At 45.4% G+C, this 20,812-nt stretch carries 18 protein-coding genes and 1 riboswitch; of the genes, 8 read left to right on the top strand and 10 right to left on the bottom strand.

Features of this window, described 5'->3' with window-relative positions; all coding sequences use genetic code 11:
* Window positions 1-71: 71 nt before the first annotated feature.
* Window positions 72-1,199, bottom strand: coding sequence for a sulfate ABC transporter substrate-binding protein (locus tag CA600_RS08010; protein WP_094869717.1), 1,128 nt, complete (start codon window positions 1,197-1,199; stop codon window positions 72-74).
* 384 nt (window positions 1,200-1,583) lie between these two features.
* On the opposite strand from CA600_RS08010, the gene CA600_RS08005 reads away from it, so the two are divergent.
* Entirely contained in the window at window positions 1,584-3,851 is a 2,268-nt protein-coding gene (locus CA600_RS08005; protein WP_094869703.1) for a poly(ethylene terephthalate) hydrolase family protein, read from the top strand.
* A gap of 128 nt (window positions 3,852-3,979) precedes the next feature.
* On the opposite strand, the gene CA600_RS08000 is transcribed toward CA600_RS08005, so the two are convergent.
* Window positions 3,980-5,029 (bottom strand): lactonase family protein, encoded by a 1,050-nt coding sequence (locus CA600_RS08000; protein ID WP_094869702.1) that lies wholly within the window; start codon window positions 5,027-5,029, stop codon window positions 3,980-3,982.
* Between the two features lie 250 nt (window positions 5,030-5,279).
* Between CA600_RS08000 and CA600_RS07995 the strand changes: the two genes are divergently transcribed.
* From CA600_RS07995 to CA600_RS07985, 3 genes are all read left to right on the top strand, one after another.
* Window positions 5,280-5,540 carry a GlsB/YeaQ/YmgE family stress response membrane protein gene (locus tag CA600_RS07995; protein ID WP_094869701.1) on the top strand — a complete coding sequence of 87 codons (261 nt, stop codon included), beginning with the start codon at window positions 5,280-5,282 and terminating at the stop codon, window positions 5,538-5,540.
* Window positions 5,541-5,773: 233 nt separating this feature from the next.
* Window positions 5,774-6,274 carry a CcdC family protein gene (locus CA600_RS07990; RefSeq protein WP_094869700.1) on the top strand — a complete coding sequence of 167 codons (501 nt, stop codon included), beginning with the start codon at window positions 5,774-5,776 and terminating at the stop codon, window positions 6,272-6,274.
* Window positions 6,275-6,445: 171 nt separating this feature from the next.
* Complete coding sequence (locus CA600_RS07985; protein ID WP_094869699.1) at window positions 6,446-7,408, top strand: L-lactate dehydrogenase; 963 nt, start codon at window positions 6,446-6,448, stop codon at window positions 7,406-7,408.
* Window positions 7,409-7,478: 70 nt separating this feature from the next.
* Here the strand turns inward: CA600_RS07985 and CA600_RS07980 are convergent, their stop codons facing one another.
* Window positions 7,479-9,725: a heavy metal translocating P-type ATPase gene (locus CA600_RS07980; RefSeq protein WP_094869698.1), complete on the bottom strand. Its 2,247-nt coding sequence runs from the start codon at window positions 9,723-9,725 to the stop codon at window positions 7,479-7,481.
* A 232-nt stretch (window positions 9,726-9,957) separates the two neighbouring features.
* Between CA600_RS07980 and CA600_RS07975 the strand changes: the two genes are divergently transcribed.
* The gene (locus tag CA600_RS07975; RefSeq protein WP_094869697.1) at window positions 9,958-10,719 is read left to right on the top strand and encodes a CPBP family intramembrane glutamic endopeptidase; all 762 of its coding nucleotides are present in this window, start codon (window positions 9,958-9,960) and stop codon (window positions 10,717-10,719) included.
* A 108-nt stretch (window positions 10,720-10,827) separates the two neighbouring features.
* Here the strand turns inward: CA600_RS07975 and CA600_RS07970 are convergent, their stop codons facing one another.
* The 7 genes from CA600_RS07970 to CA600_RS07940 form a co-directional block, all read right to left on the bottom strand.
* The gene (locus tag CA600_RS07970; RefSeq protein WP_094869696.1) at window positions 10,828-11,193 is read right to left on the bottom strand and encodes an ArsR/SmtB family transcription factor; all 366 of its coding nucleotides are present in this window, start codon (window positions 11,191-11,193) and stop codon (window positions 10,828-10,830) included.
* A gap of 109 nt (window positions 11,194-11,302) precedes the next feature.
* The gene (locus CA600_RS07965) at window positions 11,303-12,037 is read right to left on the bottom strand and encodes an ABC transporter permease (protein ID WP_094869695.1); all 735 of its coding nucleotides are present in this window, start codon (window positions 12,035-12,037) and stop codon (window positions 11,303-11,305) included.
* A gap of 2 nt (window positions 12,038-12,039) precedes the next feature.
* Entirely contained in the window at window positions 12,040-12,756 is a 717-nt protein-coding gene (locus tag CA600_RS07960) for an ABC transporter permease (protein WP_094869694.1), read from the bottom strand.
* Window positions 12,753-13,664: an ABC transporter ATP-binding protein gene (locus tag CA600_RS07955; protein ID WP_094869693.1), complete on the bottom strand. Its 912-nt coding sequence runs from the start codon at window positions 13,662-13,664 to the stop codon at window positions 12,753-12,755. The genes CA600_RS07960 and CA600_RS07955 overlap by 4 nt, the downstream gene beginning before the upstream one ends.
* Before the next feature lie 70 nt (window positions 13,665-13,734).
* Window positions 13,735-15,159, bottom strand: coding sequence for a HAMP domain-containing sensor histidine kinase (locus tag CA600_RS07950; RefSeq protein WP_094869692.1), 1,425 nt, complete (start codon window positions 15,157-15,159; stop codon window positions 13,735-13,737).
* A complete protein-coding gene (locus CA600_RS07945) occupies window positions 15,156-15,830 on the bottom strand; it encodes a response regulator transcription factor (protein ID WP_094869691.1) in 675 nt (224 codons plus the stop codon). The genes CA600_RS07950 and CA600_RS07945 overlap by 4 nt, the downstream gene beginning before the upstream one ends.
* A 149-nt stretch (window positions 15,831-15,979) precedes the next feature.
* Window positions 15,980-16,399 carry a pyridoxamine 5'-phosphate oxidase family protein gene (locus CA600_RS07940; RefSeq protein WP_094869690.1) on the bottom strand — a complete coding sequence of 140 codons (420 nt, stop codon included), beginning with the start codon at window positions 16,397-16,399 and terminating at the stop codon, window positions 15,980-15,982.
* A 161-nt stretch (window positions 16,400-16,560) separates the two neighbouring features.
* Between CA600_RS07940 and CA600_RS07935 the strand changes: the two genes are divergently transcribed.
* From CA600_RS07935 to CA600_RS07925, 3 genes are all read left to right on the top strand, one after another.
* Window positions 16,561-17,775 (top strand): MFS transporter, encoded by a 1,215-nt coding sequence (locus tag CA600_RS07935; RefSeq protein ID WP_094869689.1) that lies wholly within the window; start codon window positions 16,561-16,563, stop codon window positions 17,773-17,775.
* 80 nt (window positions 17,776-17,855) lie between these two features.
* A complete protein-coding gene (locus tag CA600_RS07930) occupies window positions 17,856-19,310 on the top strand; it encodes a hypothetical protein (RefSeq protein ID WP_094869688.1) in 1,455 nt (484 codons plus the stop codon).
* A gap of 154 nt (window positions 19,311-19,464) precedes the next feature.
* A riboswitch (TPP riboswitch) is annotated at window positions 19,465-19,575 on the top strand.
* Window positions 19,576-19,735: 160 nt separating this feature from the next.
* Window positions 19,736-20,785: an ABC transporter substrate-binding protein gene (locus CA600_RS07925; protein WP_179281566.1), complete on the top strand. Its 1,050-nt coding sequence runs from the start codon at window positions 19,736-19,738 to the stop codon at window positions 20,783-20,785.
* The last annotated feature ends 27 nt before the right edge of the window (window positions 20,786-20,812 follow it).

The following is a 20,812-nucleotide window of genomic DNA, read 5'->3' as shown; positions in this document are numbered from 1 at the left end:
TCTCGGTGCTGAAAACCGTACTTTTTGAACACGCACTTAAAGAAAAATATAATTTCCGTTTTATTAATCTGTTATTTAGCACCCGGCACATAAATCTTGTCAAAGATCCCGCCATCGTTAAAATGCTTCTCTTGCGTTTCTTTCCAGGTTCCGAATTTATCAGCCAATGTGAAGAGCTTTATTTCCGGGAACTTATCTTTATATTGTACTTTCACGCTTTCTAGCGTCGGGCGGTAGTAGTTCTCAGCTGCGATTTTTTGTCCTTCCTCCGTATAGAGATACTTCAAGTAAGCCTCGGACACTTCACGCGTATTTCTTTTATCCACAACCTTATCTACTATTGCTACCGGCGGTTCGGCCAGGATGCTCTCAGATGGATTCACGATATCGAATTTATCTGGACCAAGCTCTTCTACAGAAAGATAAGCTTCATTCTCCCATGCAATCAGCACATCGCCAATTCCACGCTCTACAAAAGTAGTCGTAGAACCGCGCGCACCCGTATCCAGCACCGGAACATGTTTGAACAATTCTTTTACAAATTCCTCAGCCTTAGCTTCGTCGTTATTGTTGTGGTCTAGCGCGTAACCCCACGCCGCCAAGTAGTTCCAACGTGCGCCACCTGATGTTTTCGGATTCGGTGTAATCACTTCTACGCCTTCCTTAAGCAGATCTGGCCAATCTTTGATTCCTTTTGGATTTCCTTTGCGTACTAAGAATACGATCGTCGAGGTGTACGGTGAACTGTTATGATCAAATTTACTTTGCCAACCTTCATTAATAAGGCCCTTTTCTTGCAATGCGTCAATATCATAACCAAGTGCTAATGTCACAACATCCGCTTCCAGACCATCAAGCACAGCACGGCTTTGTTTCCCCGATCCACCGTGGGATTGTTTAATGGTGACCTTCTGTCCTGTTTCTTTCTCCCAATAGGCAGCAAAAGCTTTATTATAATTCTCGTACAATTCGCGAGTAGGGTCATAAGATACGTTCAGTAGTTCTACTGGATCTTTGGATGGCGCTTTTGTAGCTTCAGCAGCATTCGTGGCCTCCGCTGTGTTGGTTTTTGCTGGTGTGTCCGTTGCCGAACTAGCACTATTTCCGCTATTGTTATTGCCGCCGCAAGCAGCAGTAAGTCCTGCCGTCAACAACAAGGTAAATCCTACAAGAAGCCCTTTATTCATAGCTCTCTTCATCATTCCCACTCCCCCATGTTTTTCTTGCCTTTATTTCTTTCGTAAAAAAAGAACGGAGGAAAGCCCACGTATGGCAAGTCAAACCGGTCCTATGACACGTGTCTGCGAGCCTAATGCAGGCGTTCCTCCGTCTGTACGGTAAGAACTTTCTTCAATTATTCCTATCTACTTAGTTGGTTTATATGGATATAATACTGAAACCCTTTAACCGTGTCAAACCTTTTTTTCCAACCAATGACAAAGGAATCTTTCAATTCCCCTCGCTATACAGGCAATGGTGTGGGTTCCTGTAAGATCCACTTGTTATTGATGCTATAAAGTAATATTATTGCTACAGCTTATGGTCTAGAGAAATTACCGCTTAATGTCGGGAGTGAGAATATCATGGGTATGGATTTAGAGTACGCCCCTGCGCCGATAAGACCACGGCTTCATAGGAGAATGACTCAAGAAATTAGTCGAAGGATTAGGGGAACTTACCGTTATGATACAACGGTCTGGAGGACAGCAATCGCTGGTCTTTGGATCGTTTGCTTTTTGGCCTTCACCACTGCCGTATTAGGTATCCCCACTGGATTAGGGGTGCCAACAGATATTGCACTTGCTGCAGGGACGAGTACTATTCTGCTGGCCATTGCCAGCAATATCATTGCTGGCCTGATCGCGTTGACCGGACTGCGCATCCCGCGTCTATTCGCAGGCTGTGTATTGAGCGATGTTGGAGCGATTCTACTAATCTTATATTACGCAGATTTTGAGATTGAAGCTGCGGCTGTCATTGCTGTTCTACTATCAGTATTAGGTGCCTTGGGCGGATTAGCCATCGGTCTGCTGCGCAGTAAAAGAATAACTATGGGACTTCTGCTTACTATTACGGTGACTTTTTCCCAACTTGCTCTGGCAAACGGAGTGCAGGAACTACCTACTTTAGAACCCATTGATATCAGTGATTCCGATGTAATTCCATTAACAGCCGCAAGTCCGTCACAACCTGGCAATCAAACCTATCAGACCTTCACTTATGCCAGCGGTAAGGATTTGCATCGGACCGAATACGGCAAGGATACCAATGTGATCTCTTCTACAGTAGATGCTTCTGCTTATATTAAGGATTGGTCAAAACTCCGCACTTTATTCTGGGGTTTCAATTATAATGCACTTCCACTGAACGGCCGAGTATGGATGCCTGAGGGCGAAGGTCCCTATCCGGTAGTTCTGATGGTGCACGGAAATCATATGATGGAGGATTACTCTGACGGAGGCTATGCTTATCTCGGTGAACTCTTGGCCAGCCGGGGGTTTATCGCCATTTCCCTGGATGAGAATTTTCTGAACTATTCTGCTTGGTCCGGTATTCCGGACAATGATTTCAAAGTACGGACCTGGATCATTCTAAAACACCTGGAGCAGCTAGCAGCTTTCTCGGATGAACCAGACAATCCTTTTTATCAAAAGATAGATTTCACAAAAACCGCCCTGCTCGGCCATAGCCGTGGAGGACAAGCTGTTGCTATGGCAGCAGATGCCGATCGCTGGTTCAAAAATGATCCCGTGATGAAGGCAGCAGATCGTTTTAATATAGCCTCTGTAATCGCCCTTGCCCCTACGGACAAAACGATAGACGATCAGCAAGCCCGTCTCAAGGATGTCAACTATTTGACGCTCCAAGGGGCTCGTGATGGGGATGTACATGATTTCTATGGTGACCGGCAGTATATACGTACTTCCTATTCCCAAGGGTCCTCTGCTTTCAAAAGCTCGCTGTATATTGCGGACGCCAATCACAGTCAATTCAACAGCGATTGGGGCGCGTATGATCAGACATTACCTGCTGGCCTCTTTTTAAATCGAGCGCAAATTATGGATGCAGACAAGCAGCGGCAAATCGCTAAAGTGTATGTGTCGGCTTTTCTGGAGACCACTTTGCATGGAAAAGACGAATACCAGAGCTTATTCCGGGATTACCGCAGCGGACTGAAATGGCTGCCGGAGACCACTTACTACAATCGATTCCAGGATGGGGGATATCGGCCAGTAGCCACATTTGACGAGGATCGCAACAAGAATACCGTTAATCTCGGAACAGCAGAAGCATCCGGATTATCCTGGTCGGAAGAGCTCGCGAAGGATCGTGAATCGAAGAGCAAAGCCACATATGGTGTCGTTCTTGAACGTACAGCCAAAAAAGACGAGGAAGCTTATTACAACATTAAGCTTAAAGATAGTGTTGTTACTGAAATGGCCCTTTCAGACGCAGATGGCCTTACATTTTCCTTAGCAAACCTCAATGGTGATATCAAAGATGAACTAAGTATTCCGCTACCTCCCAATGTAGAGGTTGAGTTAACCGACAAAAATGATACCTCAGCACGCTTGCCGTTAAGTGTGGTAATGGATATTTTGCCACTGCCGCAAACTCAGTTCACGTTATTCCCATGGCTTGAAGAACGGATTAATGATGGGAAGTACGGTGATCTGTCCGAAGCTGTATTTCAAACCTATGAGATGCCGTTCGAACAGTTTCAAGAGGAGGAACCTGAGCTAGAGCCTGAGAACCTGACGGAAATCACCTTCTACCTTGAAGCCGAGGGAGATAAAATCATGCTAGATGACATCGGATTTTACGATCTAGGAATTCGAAATATATTTTAAGGTAACTTGCTATTATACCTTTAAGGCCTTCCCCTCAGCACATGTACAGCTGATTGGAAGGCCTTTTATTTTGATGAATTTCGGGGAATAGCCCCTAATATTGAAACATACAATAACCTATTGCCAGCCTACAAGGCTTGAATACAAACCGGTGTCTTAATCTTCAACTCATTCCCTGTAGGAATTAATCTGCCACTGTCACTATCGATGGAGAACGAAGTAATAATATCACTATTTTGATTCGCAGCGAGCAGCTTGCCACCAATAATGGCGAAATTACGCGGAGTACGTCCGCCTGTAACCTGCCAATCTACCGCTTCAAGATGACCAGTTGAACCCTCAATATGGAACAAGGCAATACTGTCTTGTCCCCGGTTTGAGACATACAAGAATTTACCACATGGCGATACATGAATATCGGAAGCTGTATCGTCACTACCCGCATTATATTGCTCTGGAAGCGTGCTGACATGCTGTAAAATGCTGAGGTTTCCATTCTGCTCATCATTAGCAAACACCGTAACTGTACAGTTTAGTTCATTCGCCAGGTAAATCCATTGTCCTGATGGATGTACTGCCAGATGGCGGGGGCCTGAACCTGGTGGGAGATCAATCTCCCGATGCTTAGACAGCTTACCTTCTTCAAGGCGATAAATCAGAATTTGATCCAATCCCAAGTCGCAAACCAAGATATGCTTACCGCTTCCATCCGGAATAACAGAGTGTGGATGCGGAGCTTCCTGACGGTCTTCACGAATTCCTGAACCCACATGCTTCACTTGGTCAGACATGACCTGAAGCGAACCATCCTCATTTACAGGAAATACGTTGGCATTGCCACCGGAATAATTAGAGACGAATATGTAATCTTGCTTAGGACTAATCGAGACATAACAAGGAGCGCCACCTTCCGTAGGACGACTTCCAAGTGGACTCAGCGCTTTAGTAACAGGATTAACAGCAAAAGCATAGACCTCGCCCTCATCCTTCTCACTAACCGCATAGAGCACGCTGCCTGTGCTGTTTACTGCTAAAAACGATGGATTCTCAATACCCTTAGTACCCTCTAGAATCTTCATTTCCCCTGATGAAGGACTAAGTGAGCATAGTAGAATAGCTTCCTCACCTTCAGGGTTATACGTTCCCACATAAAACAATACTTCATTAGGCCGTTCCATAGTAGCGACTCCTTTGTTTGTATATAGTGTATTTACTTCTTAATTACCCTTTACTAATAGCAGCTTACGCAGTATTTCATAATATTTTTTCACTATAGCATGTTTATAGTTGTAATACATTATCGAACGCGTATTTTAAGGCCATTTCCTAACTATCCCGGAACATGTAAGTTTTTACAAGTGGTTTAAACATGATTGGCAAGGTTAATAGTAGACATCGAAAACAACAAAACGAAGGAGTTGAAGTAACATGAGTTTCTTATGGATGTTAATTGTTGGTGGGATTATTGGTTGGTTAGCGGGTCTGGTTATGGGCAGAGATATTCCAGGCGGGGTTATTGGTAACATTATCGCTGGTATTATCGGTTCATGGCTCGGCGGCGTGCTTCTGGGAAGCTGGGGACCTAAAGTAAGTGATTTCTACTTCTTCCCTTCTTTGATCGGTGCGATTGTCCTGATCTTTATCGTCAGCCTTATTCTTCGCTCGACAAGTGGACGTAGCCGTTCATAAGCTTAGGCTGAACCAATAACTATTGGACTACTTATATTATTAAAAATAGCAGGTCAAGGTTAACTACCTTGACCTGCTATTTGGTGTTTTCGGCCCCTTTCTACTTAAAGTAGTATGCAGTGCTTTTTATGGAGCTACTACCTCCATACAGCGGCTACACTTCAATGTTCTGCCATCGTTTTTCTGTTATAATGAAGATACAAGTGACTCAAATCATAGAGAGGTCGTGAATCATGGGTAGCATCAACCCCTCACTCCTACATATCGGCTCCACTATAGGGACCTTGCTCATGGCGCTAATGGTTATTTTTATTCGGCTAAAAGCTAGCGCACGTCCGGTTACCATTCGAAAAATATGGATTCCACCTCTCGGGATGTCGACTGGCTTTGCCATGTTCGTTGTACCTGAAGTTAGGTTCCCTTGGTGGTGGGCAGCGCTCGCCTTTCTAATTGGCTGGTTCATCTTTGCGTATCCTCTAATACGCAGCACAAACTTCGAACAACGGGATGGACAAATTTATGCTCAGCGTTCAAAGAGCTTTGCTTTCATTCTGCTCGGCCTCCTTTTAGTTCGCACCTTACTCCATGAATTTATTAATAGTTATGTTAGTATCCCTCAGTCCGGTGGATTATTCTTCATCTTGGCCTTCGGAATGATTCTTCATTGGAGATTCTTTATGTACAAACGCTATAAAGCTATCACCTCCTCGGAGGCACAGTCCCTACAGTCATAAGTATATATTGATATTCTAAGAAGCCATCTCAATTCATACGATTGAGATGGCTTCTTACGCGGATGAATACCTTAAAGTAAACAACATTTTTTTATGTCCGATGTTAGGTAACTTCTGGAGGGATACGTTAAAATATATGCATACTAACAATAGAAAGCGAGGTCAAGGCAATTGAAAAGCAAATCAAGAAAAGTTGCCATCGTCGGTGCCGGAATGGTCGGTTCCAGCTGCGCCTACTCCATGGTTAATCAGGCCATTTGCGACGAGATCATGATGATCGACCGCACCTATGACCGCGCTATGGCACAAGCACTTGATCTCTCACACTGCATGGATTTCACAAGCACACGCACCAAGGTGTATGCCGGAACCCATAGCGACTGCGCAGGAATGGATGTAGTTATCTTAACCGCTGGCGCTAATCCAAAGGCTGGTCAGACAAGACTTGACGTCCTGGAAGCCTCTGCAGTTATTACTAGAGAAATTATTACCAACATTATGGCTGGGGGATTCGATGGAATATTCGTAGTCGCCGCTAATCCGGTCGATATTGTCACCTATATGGTATGGAAAATATCAGGGCTTCCTCGCCATAGAATTATTGGTACAGGAACCTCCATTGACTCCTCGCGCCTTAAGACACTACTGTCTGATGTGTTCTCCATAGATCCACGCAGCGTTAACGGCTACGCACTTGGAGAACATGGTGAATCCCAGTTTGTAGCTTGGTCACATGTGACGATTGGCGGCAAGCCCATCCTGCAAATTATGGATCAGCATCGTGAACGCTTCCACCATCTGGATCTGGAGGACATCTCCCGCAAGACCAAAGATGCGGGCTGGGAGATATTCACCAAAAAAGGCTCCACACATTTCGGTATTGGCAGCGCACTGGCTTACATTACTCGTTCCATTCTGAATGATGAGCATAAGATCATTGCCGTATCCGCAATTCTGGATGGAGAGTACGGGCAAAGTGGTATATGTATCGGCGTACCTGCCATTATTGGCAACACTGGAATTCAAGAACTACTGGAGCTTAACCTAAACACCGAAGAAGCGGAGAAATTCAACGCCTCCTGCAGCATTGTTCGCTCAGGCATTGAGAGCCTACATTTGGAAGACAGCATTTAATCTCCTGCAAACGGAAAAATCGCTCTTTAGGGATCGGTAGATAACACCAATACCCTAAAGAGCGATTTTTTTATCCTTGATCTTTAACCTTTAATGCTCGGATACTGTTCAGTACAGCCAGCACGGTTACCCCAACATCAGAGAAGACAGCCTCCCACATCGTGGCAATCCCAAATGCGCCGAGAATAAGAAATATAGCTTTAACACCTAAAGCGAAAATAATATTTTGCCATACGATCATCCGTGTACGCTTGGCAATTCCGATAGCAACAGGAATCTTCGAAGGCTCATCCGTCATAATTACAATATCTGCCGCTTCAATCGCAGCATCGGAGCCCAGTCCGCCCATTGCGATCCCAACATCTGCTCTAGCTAGTACTGGGGTATCGTTAATTCCATCACCGACAAAAATAATTTTCTCGCGATGTGACTTTTCACGATCCAGCTTCTCGATGGCCTCTACCTTATGCTGCGGCAAAAGCTCCGCGTGTACCTCATCTACACCTAACCGCTTCCCAACATCTTCAGCTACAGAAGAAGCATCGCCAGTTAACATCACCGTTTTACGGATGCCAAGCTTCTTGAGGCTCTGAATAGCCTGCTGCGAGTCCTCCTTCACTTCATCAGCAATCACCAGGTAACCCCCATACTGATGATCCACCGCGATGTGAACAACTGTACCACTCTGCTCTGGCACCTCATAAGCTATGCCCTCTCGCTCCATCAGACGCGCGTTACCTGCAAGTACAGTCTTGCCTTCAATCGAAACCTCGATCCCATGACCGGAAATTTCATTGTAATTCGAGATCGCTTCCTTAGAAATCTGTTCTCCATAAGCCGCCCTAATCGATTCGGCAATCGGATGGTTCGAATGGCTCTCCGCATAAGCAGCTGTCTGCAGCAATTCATCCTTAGATTTGCCACCTGACGGATAAATTCCTGTAACCTTAAATTGCCCCTTAGTCAATGTTCCGGTCTTATCAAAGACAACTACTTTCACATCATTCAATGCTTCAAGATAGTTGCTTCCTTTAATCAGAATCCCACTGCGTGAAGCTGCACCAATCCCTCCGAAGAAACCAAGTGGAATCGAGACCACAAGCGCACATGGGCAGGAGATCACTAGAAAGACAAGCGCCCGGTAAATCCAATCTGAAAAGGTCGCCCCGCTAATCACTAGTGGAGGAATGACAGCTAGCAGTACTGCTGTGATCACTACTACAGGGGTGTAAGCCCGTGCAAATTTAGTAATAAAGTTCTCCGTTTTGGCCTTGTTGCTCGAAGCATTCTGCACTAGCTCCAGAATTTTGGATACCGCTGATTCTCCAAAGGTCTGAGTGACTTGCATCGTAATAACACCGTTCCGGTTAATAAACCCACTTAATACCGTACTTCCTGGTCCAGCCGAACGCGGCACAGATTCCCCGGTAAGTGCTGATGTATCCATCATAGCGTTACCCTCAAGGATCGTTCCGTCCAGAGGTACCTTCTCACCCGGTTTCACAACAATCAAATCTCCGATCGCTACTTCCTCGGGAGAGACTTTTTTCAGATCATTTCCAAGCTTAAGATAAGCAAATTCAGGACGGATATCCATAAGTGCTGTGATAGATCGGCGTGAGCGGTTTACTGCTAGACCTTGGAACAGCTCGCCGATTTGGTAAAAGAGCATAACCGCTACGCCCTCTGGATACTCACCAATCGCAAAAGCACCGATGGTTGCAAGAGCCATCAAGAAATTCTCATCAAACACCTGACCCCGGATAATGTTTTTAACCGCCTGCCAGACAACTTCACTGCCCACGATGAGATAGGCTGCTAAGAAAATCAGCAGTTCTACTACACCCTCTACCGGTAAGAATATTCCGGCAAGCGCAAGTATCCCACCGCCACCTAACCGCAGTAGAATCTTACGGGTATCACCTACTCCATGCTCGTGGCTGTGGCCATGGCTGTGACCATCCGCATCATCATGCTTATGTCCGTCTGCAGTCTGATGATCATGTTCATGGCCATGTTTGTGATCCTCCCCATGCTTGTGACTACTGTTATTCTGCAGCTTGCGACTGCCCTGAGCCTTCTCTCTTACATTTACATGGGGCTCAAGTGCCTTCACCGTTTTCTTTGCTTCTACAATCGCCGATTCCTCATAACCTGCGGCGGTTTCCATCGTCATTGTCTTCGTAACAAAATTAACGGAACAAGACGATACGCCCTTGATTTTACTCACTTTATCTTCAATTTTCCTTGCGCAATTGGCGCAATCTAAGCCTTCTAATTCCCACTGACGTTTTACTTTTCCTTGCATCGTATCCATACGGCACATCTCCTCAAATAAAAACCATATATGAGCACTTGTTCATATGTTTTCTTATTGCTATTATATTCCCTTTATTTTTGAAGGTCAATACGGGATATACACCATTTTTCTCCGCTCCCATAAAAATTAAATAAATTGACCTTTTCGTGAAAATATGGTAAATCATGTATGATTGCATCCGAGATGGATTGGCAACTAAATTACACAGAAGGAAGGATGAATATAGACCATGTCAAAGCTAGCCAAGACGTCTTCTTTTTCACAGAAACACCCTGTTTGGACCGTTGTTATTATTGAGGTGCTGTTACTTTTAGCGGTATCTGCCGCCGGAACTTACGCTACAATCAAAGAGCTTTCGTATACCGCCCCTGTACTGATCTCCTTTATTCCAATCGCACTTGTACTGATCATCTACTTCACGGTTAAGAACAAATGGAGTGATCTTGGCTTCCGTCCTCTGAATACCATTTCCTCTGGGAGGTGGATCTATTATGCACCGCTAGCTGTCGTCCTGATCACCATATCCTTTAAAGGTTTTCGTGAGATCAGTACGTCTGAGGTGTTGTTCTTTATCTTCTTCACCCTGCTTGTAGCCTTTGTAGAAGAAAGTATTTACCGCGGATTGATTTTCAAGACTTTACTCACTAAGGGCGCTAAAACGGCTGTGGTTACTTCAAGCATACTCTTCTCTATTACCCACTTACTTAATGCTTTATCCGGTACAGACATGACGCAAATCCTCCTACAGCTCGTATATTCTGTTCTGATCGGTTTTGTGCTTTCTTTGTTGATGCTGAAAAATAATAATATTCTACCGCTGATATTGTTTCATTTTGTACATAATCTGATTCAGTTTGTTGGTAACGATAATACAAGCGAATATATGGGGATCGATCTATTCATTCTTCTCGTACTCGCTGTGCATTGTCTCTGGCTGGCTCTATCCTTTAGAAAACCAACCGTATCGAGCAACCTAAATCAATCTAGTTAACAAACTAAACCCTTGCTTCACGATATCTATAAGAAAAGGGAATCCCGTCAGCCATTACATGGCTTTTGAGATTCCCTTTTTTGATGTAAAAAAATACTTAATACCCAGCTATTCGTGACGGACATGCTCATGGGTCTGCAGAAAAATCTGCTCTACATGCGCATCGTTGAGCGAATAGAATACCGTCTTTCCTTCTTTACGACGCTTCACAATTCGTAAATTCCGTAAATAACGGAGCTGATGGGAGATCGCAGATTGTCCCATATCAAGGATCACGGACAAATCGTGTACACATAATTCTTGCTGGGACAAAGCGTAAATGAGCCTCACTCGTGTGGGATCACCCAACGCTTTGAACATCTCTGCCATTTTATCCGTTATTTCTCGGTCAGGCAAAATCAATGCAATGGATTCCGGTTCAAGCTCCGAACCCTTGCATGTGTTATCGCAATCTTCTAATGCCGTTGGCTCCATGCTATCGCCTCCTCCACCAGCTAGTCAGCTTTGCTGATTGTGTTCCTCAATTATATGAAAACCAGCTCTGGATGTCCATCGAGAAGGCGTTTATAAGAATCGCTGTAAATCAGACCGCTTTACGATAAAAGGAGAGTAGTCCTGCCGCAAAAAACACAATAAAACTACCGCCCACTACTATCATCAGCGTTTCGAACGGTAAATTAAAAGCACCAAACGTGTCATCACCATACGGCATCATAGCCAACATCGGCTGTACCCAAGGATAATAGGGGCCATAGGTTGAAGAATTGGCGATCAGCATATTAGGAATGGTCAGACTCACATTAAGCGCCAGCGGTGCGCCAAAACTGCTCCAGCCTTGAGAGATTGCCAGCTGCAGTGCAGCGAGTGGCAGACAGGCAATAAAGCCGCCAAATACCGAGCTTAGTAGCAGCGACCAGGGAATTGATCCTGGAACATCTCGGAATAAGCCCATCCCTAGTACCATCACCAGAAACGTTAGTTGAACCGCAGCCAGCAATCCGATAATCATCACATATTTTGAGAGGTACACTGATAACCGAGTCACAGGCAGAGACAGCAGCATCTTCCAGCCCCCGTCATGATGCTCATAACGACAGATCAGCGCTGCAAAAATACCCGAGAGCACAGGTAGAAACAGCAAGGCATGCATCATGGACATCACATTTAACAGCAGTTCCCAACTCATCTTCTCCCCTTGATTATCTGCCAATGCCCCGGGAAGTAATGCTAAAATCGGGCTGCCTATAACTAAAATCCAGACATATGATTTAGACATTTTTAATCGTTCTGCCGACAACACTCTCCAAAATGTATTCATCGTTAATCCACATCCTTTCGTGCGAAGTGCAGTGCACCCGGCAAAAGAATCAGCAGCCCCAGCAGCAACCCTGCACCGCTAAATAAGAGACGATGCGAAGATTCCCAAGCCATATATGGCCATGTTAAAGGGACCCACTCCGAAAGTAACATGGAGAAGATAGACACCAGAGATAAGGTTATTCCAAGAGCAACTGGCAATGTCTGATTACGGTTAGCCAGAGAAAGCCACAGTTGCAAAGCGATAACCGGCAACGCTGCAATAAAGGACATAAAGCCAATTCGTAATACATCCAAATATGGTATCAGTTCGACCTTGAAGCCTAAAACAAGCCCTAAACCAACTGTACCCACCGAGAGCAGCAAACAAGAAACCGCCACTAGCGCCAAACATAATACCAGCTTAGCCATAAATACTGAAGTACGTGAGATAGGTAGCGCCAAGAGCTGCTTCCACGAGCTCATCTGATGTTCTACATTTGCAATCAACGAGCATACTAAGGTCCCTCCGAGAAAAAGAGCAATGGGCACAAAGGCAGCCACATTGTTCAGAAGCCCACCCCATAGATCCGCGCCATACTGCTCACGAAGATAGTCATAACGAAGGCCGAAGTTTAGGCCTTGCATGGCTACAAGTCCAAGCGGTCCAAGAAACACTAGAAACCAGAGTCCCTTGCCACGGATTTTGAGCCAATCCGCCGACAGTGCACGCCACATCATGATTCCTCTCCTCCTACAACCCGCAGGAAGAAGTCCTCAAGTGATTGTCTCCGCTCCTCTACACGATAAATAGCATGCCCGTTCTCTACCAAGGCTTTGACTAGCAAGGCAACTCTTGCATCGATCATCCGGGAGAAGACTAGCTTTTGGTCTTGAAGTATCCCTGTGTATCCCCGTTCTTCAGCAAGGCGCAGCGCGGCCTCCGGGTCCGAGACTGCTAACCGCATTTCTCCCCCGGCTTGCCGCTGCAGATTCGTTATACTATCTTGGTATACCATTTGCCCTTGACGAATGATCCCTACGGTATCCGCCATTTGCTCAATTTCACTAAGCAAGTGACTGGATACTACGACAGTAATCCCTTGCTCCTGCGGCAATCGTTTAATCAGTCCGCGAATCTCCTGAATCCCTGACGGGTCAAGTCCGTTCGTCGGCTCATCCAGAATAAGCAGCTCCGGTTCCCCGAGCAAGGCAGCAGCAATACCTAGTCTCTGCTTCATCCCGAGAGAGAACCCTTTCACTGGACGTTTCTCTTCCCCTGTTAAGGAAACAATATCAAGCACCTCAGCAATCCGTGACTTCGGAGCACCAAGAATACGGCGGATGGCTTCAAGATTATCCACAGCGCTTAAGTGCCCGTAATAGGATGGAGATTCGACAAGCGACCCTACCTTCCGCAAAATTTGCAGCTTATGCTTGCGAAGATCCTGGCCGAACACCTCAATCCCTCCTGATGTCGGAGTGATCAGTCCAAGCAGCATACGAATCGTCGTTGTTTTTCCAGCCCCGTTTGGGCCTAGAAAACCATAGATTTCTCCCTTGCGGATATTCAAATTTAAATTTTCTACCGCAGCCCGGCCACGGTATTTTTTTAATAAATCCTTCGTTTCAATCACTGTTTCTTTCATGTTCCTCACCTCGGTAATTAGCATAACGTCCCAAGGTTAAGAACAAGGCGGCACGAAGTTTAAGTTTTGTTTAAATTTCATCCCGTGGATTGAAGATTACAATAGAGGTACCATCTCCTGTACTCTCCATATCCCACTCTAACTCCATATGCTTCATTAACAGATCCACGATGGACAGCCCTAATCCTGCCCCTTTGTAATCGGATGGACTCTGGATACCTCTGCCGTGATCCGTAATCAAAATAACACGTTTCCCATTACGGGACTCCGTAGAAATCCCTACATAAAGACCACTGCTGGCATGACGTACAATATTCTGAAATAGATTATCAAGAATACGGCGGAACCAGACCTCATCCACCATCCAGAACAGCGGTTCAGCCTCCAGGTCAATATCGATCTCGAAGGTCTCTTTTTCCCATACGGGGTACCAAGCAGCAGCACTTTCCCGCAACAAGCGCAAGACATCTTTACGCTCCCGCTTCAAAGTGATCCGTCCGCTGTTGAGAAGATTGTAGGATAAAAGATTCTCAATCAAGACGCTAAGATCTGCTATACGCTTATCCATTAGCTCTAGGGACTGTTGTCCTTTTGGGGTTAAGCTCTCCTTAGTCATTACATGGATGTGGCTGCGGATAACGGTTAGCGGTGTACGTAAATCATGAGATAAGTTGGATACTAGACGCTTACGCAGCTCTTCCTCTTCGATTTCCCTCTTTCGGCTTTCGTCAAGCTTCGCCACCATCGTATTAAAAGCTTCCTCCAGTCTGCCTATCTCATCCAGCTTGCCCGTCATAATAGACTTAGGCATTCTATCCGGTCCCGTAATTGTCATCGCGGTTTGCAGCTGTAGTAGCCGTTTGCGTATTTTTCTAAAGAACAGCAAAGAAACCAGTGCGAACCCTCCAAAAAGTACAAAGAGCACAAAGTAATACAAAGCCCAAGCCCCGACTCCCCCATAAGCGCCTTTGTTGAGCAGCTTGTTTGGAATTTGCATTACCATAAACCCTTTACCCGCATCCACTCGGTCTCCCATGAAGGCGACGATGGCTAAAGGATCACGCTTTGTACTTTCTTTCATAAAATAAATAGCCTCAGCCGCAGTCCACTGCTCCGGAACTCCGCTGCCATGATCCGGATTGCCTTTATCAGGTGTGAGAATCAATCGGGTCATTCCCTGCCCATCTACCCAAAACATAGTAGCCTCAGTGTATTTCCGGCTCAGTTCATCTAACCGCTTATTTATGCCTTCCGAAGAAGCATCTTCCAATTGAAGCGCCTCTTTATGCCACATGGTCTCCAGCGCTGCAACACTCGAATACAAAGAGGTATCTACAGGCGGAGCCCCTTTAGTCACTTCATTAACCATATTGTAGAGAACAAAAGATAACGGCAGAACCACAGGGATAAAAAGCAGTGCAGAAACGATAATAAGCAAATATCCCGACAGCAAAGAGGAGTTGCGCTGCTTACGAATGCGCCCTAACCCCCTCATGCTCTTACCCGATATCCAATCCCCCGGACAGTTTCTATAATTTCCGGATTGCCCGGATCAAGTTCTAACTTTTCGCGCAAATATCGTATATGTACCATCAAAGTTTTATCCCCTTCGAGATAGGCTTCTCCCCAGACGGCTTCATAAATCTGCTCCTTCGTCATAATCTGGCCGAGATGACGCAGCAAATAAGAAAAAATCTGAAATTGCTTACCCGTAAGCATGACTTCTTCCTGAGTCTGAGCATTTATTACTCGGTTATCTCCTTCATATACGATTAGGTGCTTAAGCGTGAGCGAATCCTGAACAGATGCCCCTTTCCGCCTGAGCAGCACTTCAATTCTGGCTGCTAATTCATCCGGATGAAAAGGCTTCGTCAAATAATCATCCGCGAATTCAAGCCCCTGCAGTTTATCATCAATGGAAGTTCGTGCGGAGAGCATCAAGATCGGAAGCTTAGGGTACGCCCGCTTCAATCGTTGTCCGACAGTAAAGCCATCCAGGCCCGGAAGCATTACATCCAGAATGGCCAATTGACAAGGCGAAGCTTCCTCCGTCGCTCCCTCCCCGCTCCGCAGCCAACGCACACTATAACCACGCTCACTTAAATCCGCAGACACGACGCTGCCGATTTCATGATCATCTTCAATATATAACAGAGTAACGGTCATGTATTTTAAGTCCTCCCCTGAGAAATTACGTAAAAAGTTGAAGTCATTATAACATGTTTTAACAGGACACTCAGGGACTTATCTTTTAAAAAAAGCCCTCCTAAACCCGTGGGGGATAGGAAGGCTCTCGGAAACGATTTTAAATTGGTTTAGGGAGTCCACACGCCGTGCTCTTTATTACTGCCAACATACTCAATACGCGTTGGAGTAAGTTCAAGAATCACATAATTAGGATCATCGGGTCCTGTAAACCATGGCTCCAGCTCTTTGTTCCATACCTTTGTGCGCAGCCCTTCATCCTTAGAAACGGCAGCGGTGGCTTCAATCTCCAGCACATCTTTGCTTCCGCCTGACTCATATCCAAGCAGCAAAAAGGCGTTCGGATTATTCGATAATTCCTCCACCTTATGAGTTTTGCGATTCGTAGCTAAATAAATCTTCAAACCCTCATGGAAAATAGCCATATAACGTACTTTCGGCTTATTTCCTTCTTCGATCGTACCAAAGGAACCGAACTTGTTGGCACCCAATGCTTTAATAATGAGTTGCTCCAGTTGTTTGTTATCCATTACGTAAATCTCTCCCTTCAAGCATGTAAACAAAAGTTTATATATCCAAGCTCACCGTTTGGATTTATCATAACAATGGTGCTTATTATAATGTACCCTTCAGGTTCACATTGAATCCGACCTTACTCCATAAACTACATTCAATATAAGGGGCTTACTTCGTGAAAAAACTGATTTGGATCGGCTGTCTTTCCTACTTTGTCATTGGACTTGCTCATGTCGTACTGGGATCTATTCTTCCCGTTCTGTTACAGCATTATGACCAAAATTACAGTGCCGGCGGGCAATTAATCTTTAGTCAATTCGCTGGTTTTCTGGCTGGTGTGCTTGTCTCTCCCCTACTCAATCGCCGTTTTGGCAAACGAGGAGGCATCATTATCGCCACCGCTCTTCTCCTGACTGCTGAAATTGCATATGCTTTTCTGCCACCTTGGGGATGGATGTATGTCATTGCTGTTGCGGCTGGCTTTGGTTTCGGTATGATCGAAGCCGTCATCGGCACCATCATTATCGGAGCTGTGACAGAAGGAACCGCGATCGCGATGAGCCGACTTGAAGTCCTTTTTGGGGTAGGGGCACTCCTAATGCCTCTTATCGCCAGTCCGCTCATTGCTACCGGAGCATGGAGATTGACATTTCTAATTGTCGCTTGCTTCTCATTACTTTCCCTCATTCTCTGGGGAAGAGGCCATTTCGGGAATCTGCAACGTATACTAGACGAGCGAGCACCTCGCAAAGTCTCAGCATCCCCGCATTCCTCGCAGTCCAGCACACAGCTTCCGTATAAAGGGAAACAATGGATTCTGCTGGGTATCTTCATTCTTTTCTTCTTTCTCTATGTAGGTACGGAGATGAGTCTGGTCAACTTTATGCCCGCCATCTTTATCGCCAAGCTAGGAATGACAGAATCTGCGGCGGCGCTGACAGTCACTTTCTTTTGGCTAGCTATGTCTACGGGAAGATTGTTTGCTGGAGTGATTGCAGAGAAAATTTCTTACCGTGTATACATTTTATGTAGCTGTTTACTGACCTTGTTACTGTTGGCTCTTTTTCCGTTCACAGAAAATCGATTAGCTGCATTCATCGTAATTATGCTACTTGGGCTATTTATGTCCGGTATTTTCTCCATAGCTTTAGTCTTCTCCAGCAAGATGCTGCCAGGAGCCGAAGAATCAACACCCAGCATAATGATCGCTGCTGGAGGTGTCGGTGGAGCTCTGCTGCCCCTATTTATGGGCTGGTCTATGGACCATTTAAAAGTAGCACAAACTGCTGGGGTACTTGCCAGCTTTGCCGCCTTCCTGTTTTTGCTGAGCATTGCCGCATGGAGATTCCAATCCAGGCAAGCAGTACAAAGAAAGAGTTCCAGTATTTAGAATGTTAGCATGGTATCAACCTAATCTTTTTAGGGTAATGTCATCTATAAGCATATTCTGAGCACAAGGATGGACGATGAATGGATAAGCTTTCAACTGAACCTTTATTACATACTGCGCTTATGCAGTTTATTTTTCCCTTTTCAATAAAAAAGGGTGATTCTAAGAAGCTCATCCAACAATTGCAGGATGATGGCTTCACACGTTTTTTTCTGGATAATAAAGAGCTAGAAAATGCCTATTACGGAGAAGGCTACTGTGTTTCCCATGAACGGCTGGAGCGTACCTATTTACCGTTTGCTGCACACATTCTTTTTCCACGCAAGAAGGATGTGGACTCTTTCCGCCGCTTTTCCAGAGTCAATGATCTGGACTGTATCCTAGAGATTCCTCAGCAGTCTATATTTTTTAAAATTCTCTCGACGGATATATTCATATGTCCTTTTCAGCTTGGATTTGTGACCATGCGTGTCCAGCTTGAGGGGGATTCGATTCCCTTTAGTATTGCACTGGAATTCGCGGACCGCTTCCGGACGCTTGAGAATACCTTCGCACAGGATGATTACACCTATATCCATTGCGGAGAACAGACCTATGAGATGGTAGAGGATTTTGTCTTCCGAAATCTGGTGGATGGACTGGAGCCTTTTCTGGATCACTCGGATATCAATGGGGCTTATTTCGAAACCCTTCCCTTTTTCGTAGATGAAAGAATGCAGGTGCAAGCCTTTTATGGCTTTCAGAATGAAGGAGATTCTGATGAGATTAGTGTAAATATCCGCTATCGCGCCTCTCAGCTTGATGGAATTGATCTGAACGGCAAGCCCTATGCCAGTGCCAGCGATCCAGCGTATATTGCGAATTATTGTCATGAGCATTCCTATAATCGATGGGGCCCAGACACGTATTATATGATGAATGAGCAGACCTTTTGCTGCCTTACCCGAGCTGAACCAAAGATCGCCATTAGCCTGGCCGACCAGATGTACGGGCAATACTATTACGGATTTCTACTCAATATTTTCCACAAAATCGTTCTGCTAAAGCTGGCAAATATGCATTCCCGACTACGCATAAACCACGATTATGATGAGATCGATAATTTAATCTACTCGATTAATAAATTCTCGGCAAAGTTTTATTTCTTAGAGCTAATCTCACAGTCGCAAGGACGGGAGATTTTTCTTCAGCTGCGTAAAGTATACGGGAACGACGCTCTATTCGAGGAAGTAAAAGAAACCTTGACTGACCTGTTTCAGTATCAAGATAAATTCCAGTCGAAGCGCCGGGATAATCTGCTGATGATCCTCACTGTATTTACGGTGGTAAGTGGGATTTATGGCATGAATCAAGTCATTGACGATCTGGATGGAAAGATTCAGTGGAGTAAAATGGTTAGCTATTCCCCCTTTGAGTTTCTTGCTCTCTTCGTGATAATGAGCGGGATAATGATCAGTGTTGTCCTTACACTAGGTGCTCTGGTTACTGAGCTTAAGCGGCGTCATCGCAAGAAACATAAAGATCTGGATGAATGAAAACGGACTAAGAGATTTGAAAAATTTAGGATCATGCTACTAGACATTCCGAGAACAGCCGTCTATAATACAGCGTATGCAAGAAATATAAGCTATAAAGCATAGGTGCAAAACCTAAACTTTCTTATATTTCAAGTGGAAATACCCGTTAACTTCATAGAACCAGGGGTGCTGGAATTGGCCGGCTGAGATTGTATCCCACAAGATACTGACCCTTATACCTGATCTGGATAATGCCAGCGTAGGAATTGCCAATTGGTTTTGGTCCCTGTGACCTTCACTAACCTTGCGCCAAGCCAGCGTCCCGATCACTCGGGGCGCTTTTTTTGTGTAGATCACAAAAGATGTAGAAGAAATGTACATACTACACTTTATGGTTCATGTTGGATGACGGGATCTGGCAACCTTAAAGGAGAGAAGAAGACATGCATGTCAAAAAAGCACTCATGCTTAGCCTCATCTGTATGCTCATTCTTGCGATTGCCGGATGCGGCAGCAACAACGGGAATACAGCCGGAAACAAAGGGACTGCTGCGAAATCGAATGCAGCGACCGGATCAAATGCTCCAAAAGAGCTTACCAAAGTTAAGGTTGCACTGGACTGGACACCGAATACGAATCATACCGGTCTTTACGTAGCCAAGGATCTTGGTTATTACGCGGAAGAAGGTCTGGATGTAGAAATCGTTCAACCTGGCGCAGCAGGCTCCGATACCATGGTTACTTCTGGGGAAGCTGCTTTTGGGATCAGCGCTCAGGAAGGATTGACTCTAGCTCGTCTACAAGGCGTTCCCCTTGTCTCGATTGCAGCCATTATTCAACATAATACGTCGGGATTCGCCGCTCCAGTGGATCGCAATATTAAATCGCCAAAAGATTTTGAGGGTAAAACTTACGGAGGCTGGGGCTCTCCCGCCGAGGAAGCAGCCATGAAGGCGATCATGGACCCTGTTGGTGGCGATGTGAAAAAGGTGAAGCTAATTAGTATTGGTGAAGCTGACTATTTTACCGCAGTCAAACGTGACATTGATTTCGCTTGGATCTTCTACGCTTGGACCGGTATTGAAGCCGAACTGCGTGGAGAGCCTCTGGATATGCTGTACTTGAAGGATTATGCGCCTCAGCTCGATTATTACACCCCTGTGCTGACCACGAGCGAGAAGCAGATTTCTGAGAATCCAGATTTGGTGAAGGCTTTCCTGAAAGCCACATCGAAGGGTTATCAATATGCGATTGATCATCCAGAAGAGGCTGCCGCTACATTATCCAAAGCTGTGCCTGACCTTGATGCCGAGCTTGTCCTAGCCAGCCAAAAATGGCTTAGCCCGAAATATAAAGACGACGCCCCCCGCTGGGGAGAGCAAAAAACCGAGGTCTGGCAGAATTACGGCGACTGGATGTATGATTTGAAGCTGCTGGACAAACCGCTGGATGCAGCTAGTGCATTCACGAATGATTTTTTACCGGCGGAGTAGACCGGACTTCCCAAGTTCGTTCAAGAT

Source organism: Paenibacillus sp. VTT E-133280 (genome assembly GCF_002264385.1).
Lineage (GTDB): Bacteria > Bacillota > Bacilli > Paenibacillales > Paenibacillaceae > Paenibacillus_AQ > Paenibacillus_AQ nitricinens.
This window is presented reverse-complemented; position numbering and strand designations above follow the sequence as displayed.

Excerpts from the sequence above, each read along its gene's own strand:
- CA600_RS08000 (WP_094869702.1), bottom strand. The coding sequence starts at position 5,029 with ATGGAACGGCCTAATGAAGTATTGTTTTATGTGGGAACGTATAACCCT.
- CA600_RS07940 (WP_094869690.1), bottom strand. The coding sequence starts at position 16,399 with ATGGATAACAAACAACTGGAGCAACTCATTATTAAAGCATTGGGTGCC.
- CA600_RS07930 (WP_094869688.1), top strand. The coding sequence starts at position 17,856 with ATGGATAAGCTTTCAACTGAACCTTTATTACATACTGCGCTTATGCAG.
- CA600_RS07950 (WP_094869692.1), bottom strand. The coding sequence starts at position 15,159 with ATGAGGGGGTTAGGGCGCATTCGTAAGCAGCGCAACTCCTCTTTGCTG.
- CA600_RS07975 (WP_094869697.1), top strand. The coding sequence starts at position 9,958 with ATGTCAAAGCTAGCCAAGACGTCTTCTTTTTCACAGAAACACCCTGTT.
- CA600_RS07990 (WP_094869700.1), top strand. The coding sequence starts at position 5,774 with ATGGGTAGCATCAACCCCTCACTCCTACATATCGGCTCCACTATAGGG.
- CA600_RS08010 (WP_094869717.1), bottom strand. The coding sequence starts at position 1,199 with ATGAAGAGAGCTATGAATAAAGGGCTTCTTGTAGGATTTACCTTGTTG.
- CA600_RS07980 (WP_094869698.1), bottom strand. The coding sequence starts at position 9,725 with ATGGATACGATGCAAGGAAAAGTAAAACGTCAGTGGGAATTAGAAGGC.
- CA600_RS08005 (WP_094869703.1), top strand. The coding sequence starts at position 1,584 with ATGGGTATGGATTTAGAGTACGCCCCTGCGCCGATAAGACCACGGCTT.
- CA600_RS07955 (WP_094869693.1), bottom strand. The coding sequence starts at position 13,664 with ATGAAAGAAACAGTGATTGAAACGAAGGATTTATTAAAAAAATACCGT.
- CA600_RS07960 (WP_094869694.1), bottom strand. The coding sequence starts at position 12,756 with ATGATGTGGCGTGCACTGTCGGCGGATTGGCTCAAAATCCGTGGCAAG.
- CA600_RS07965 (WP_094869695.1), bottom strand. The coding sequence starts at position 12,037 with ATGAATACATTTTGGAGAGTGTTGTCGGCAGAACGATTAAAAATGTCT.
- CA600_RS07925 (WP_179281566.1), top strand. The coding sequence starts at position 19,736 with ATGCATGTCAAAAAAGCACTCATGCTTAGCCTCATCTGTATGCTCATT.
- CA600_RS07995 (WP_094869701.1), top strand. The coding sequence starts at position 5,280 with ATGAGTTTCTTATGGATGTTAATTGTTGGTGGGATTATTGGTTGGTTA.
- CA600_RS07945 (WP_094869691.1), bottom strand. The coding sequence starts at position 15,830 with ATGACCGTTACTCTGTTATATATTGAAGATGATCATGAAATCGGCAGC.
- CA600_RS07970 (WP_094869696.1), bottom strand. The coding sequence starts at position 11,193 with ATGGAGCCAACGGCATTAGAAGATTGCGATAACACATGCAAGGGTTCG.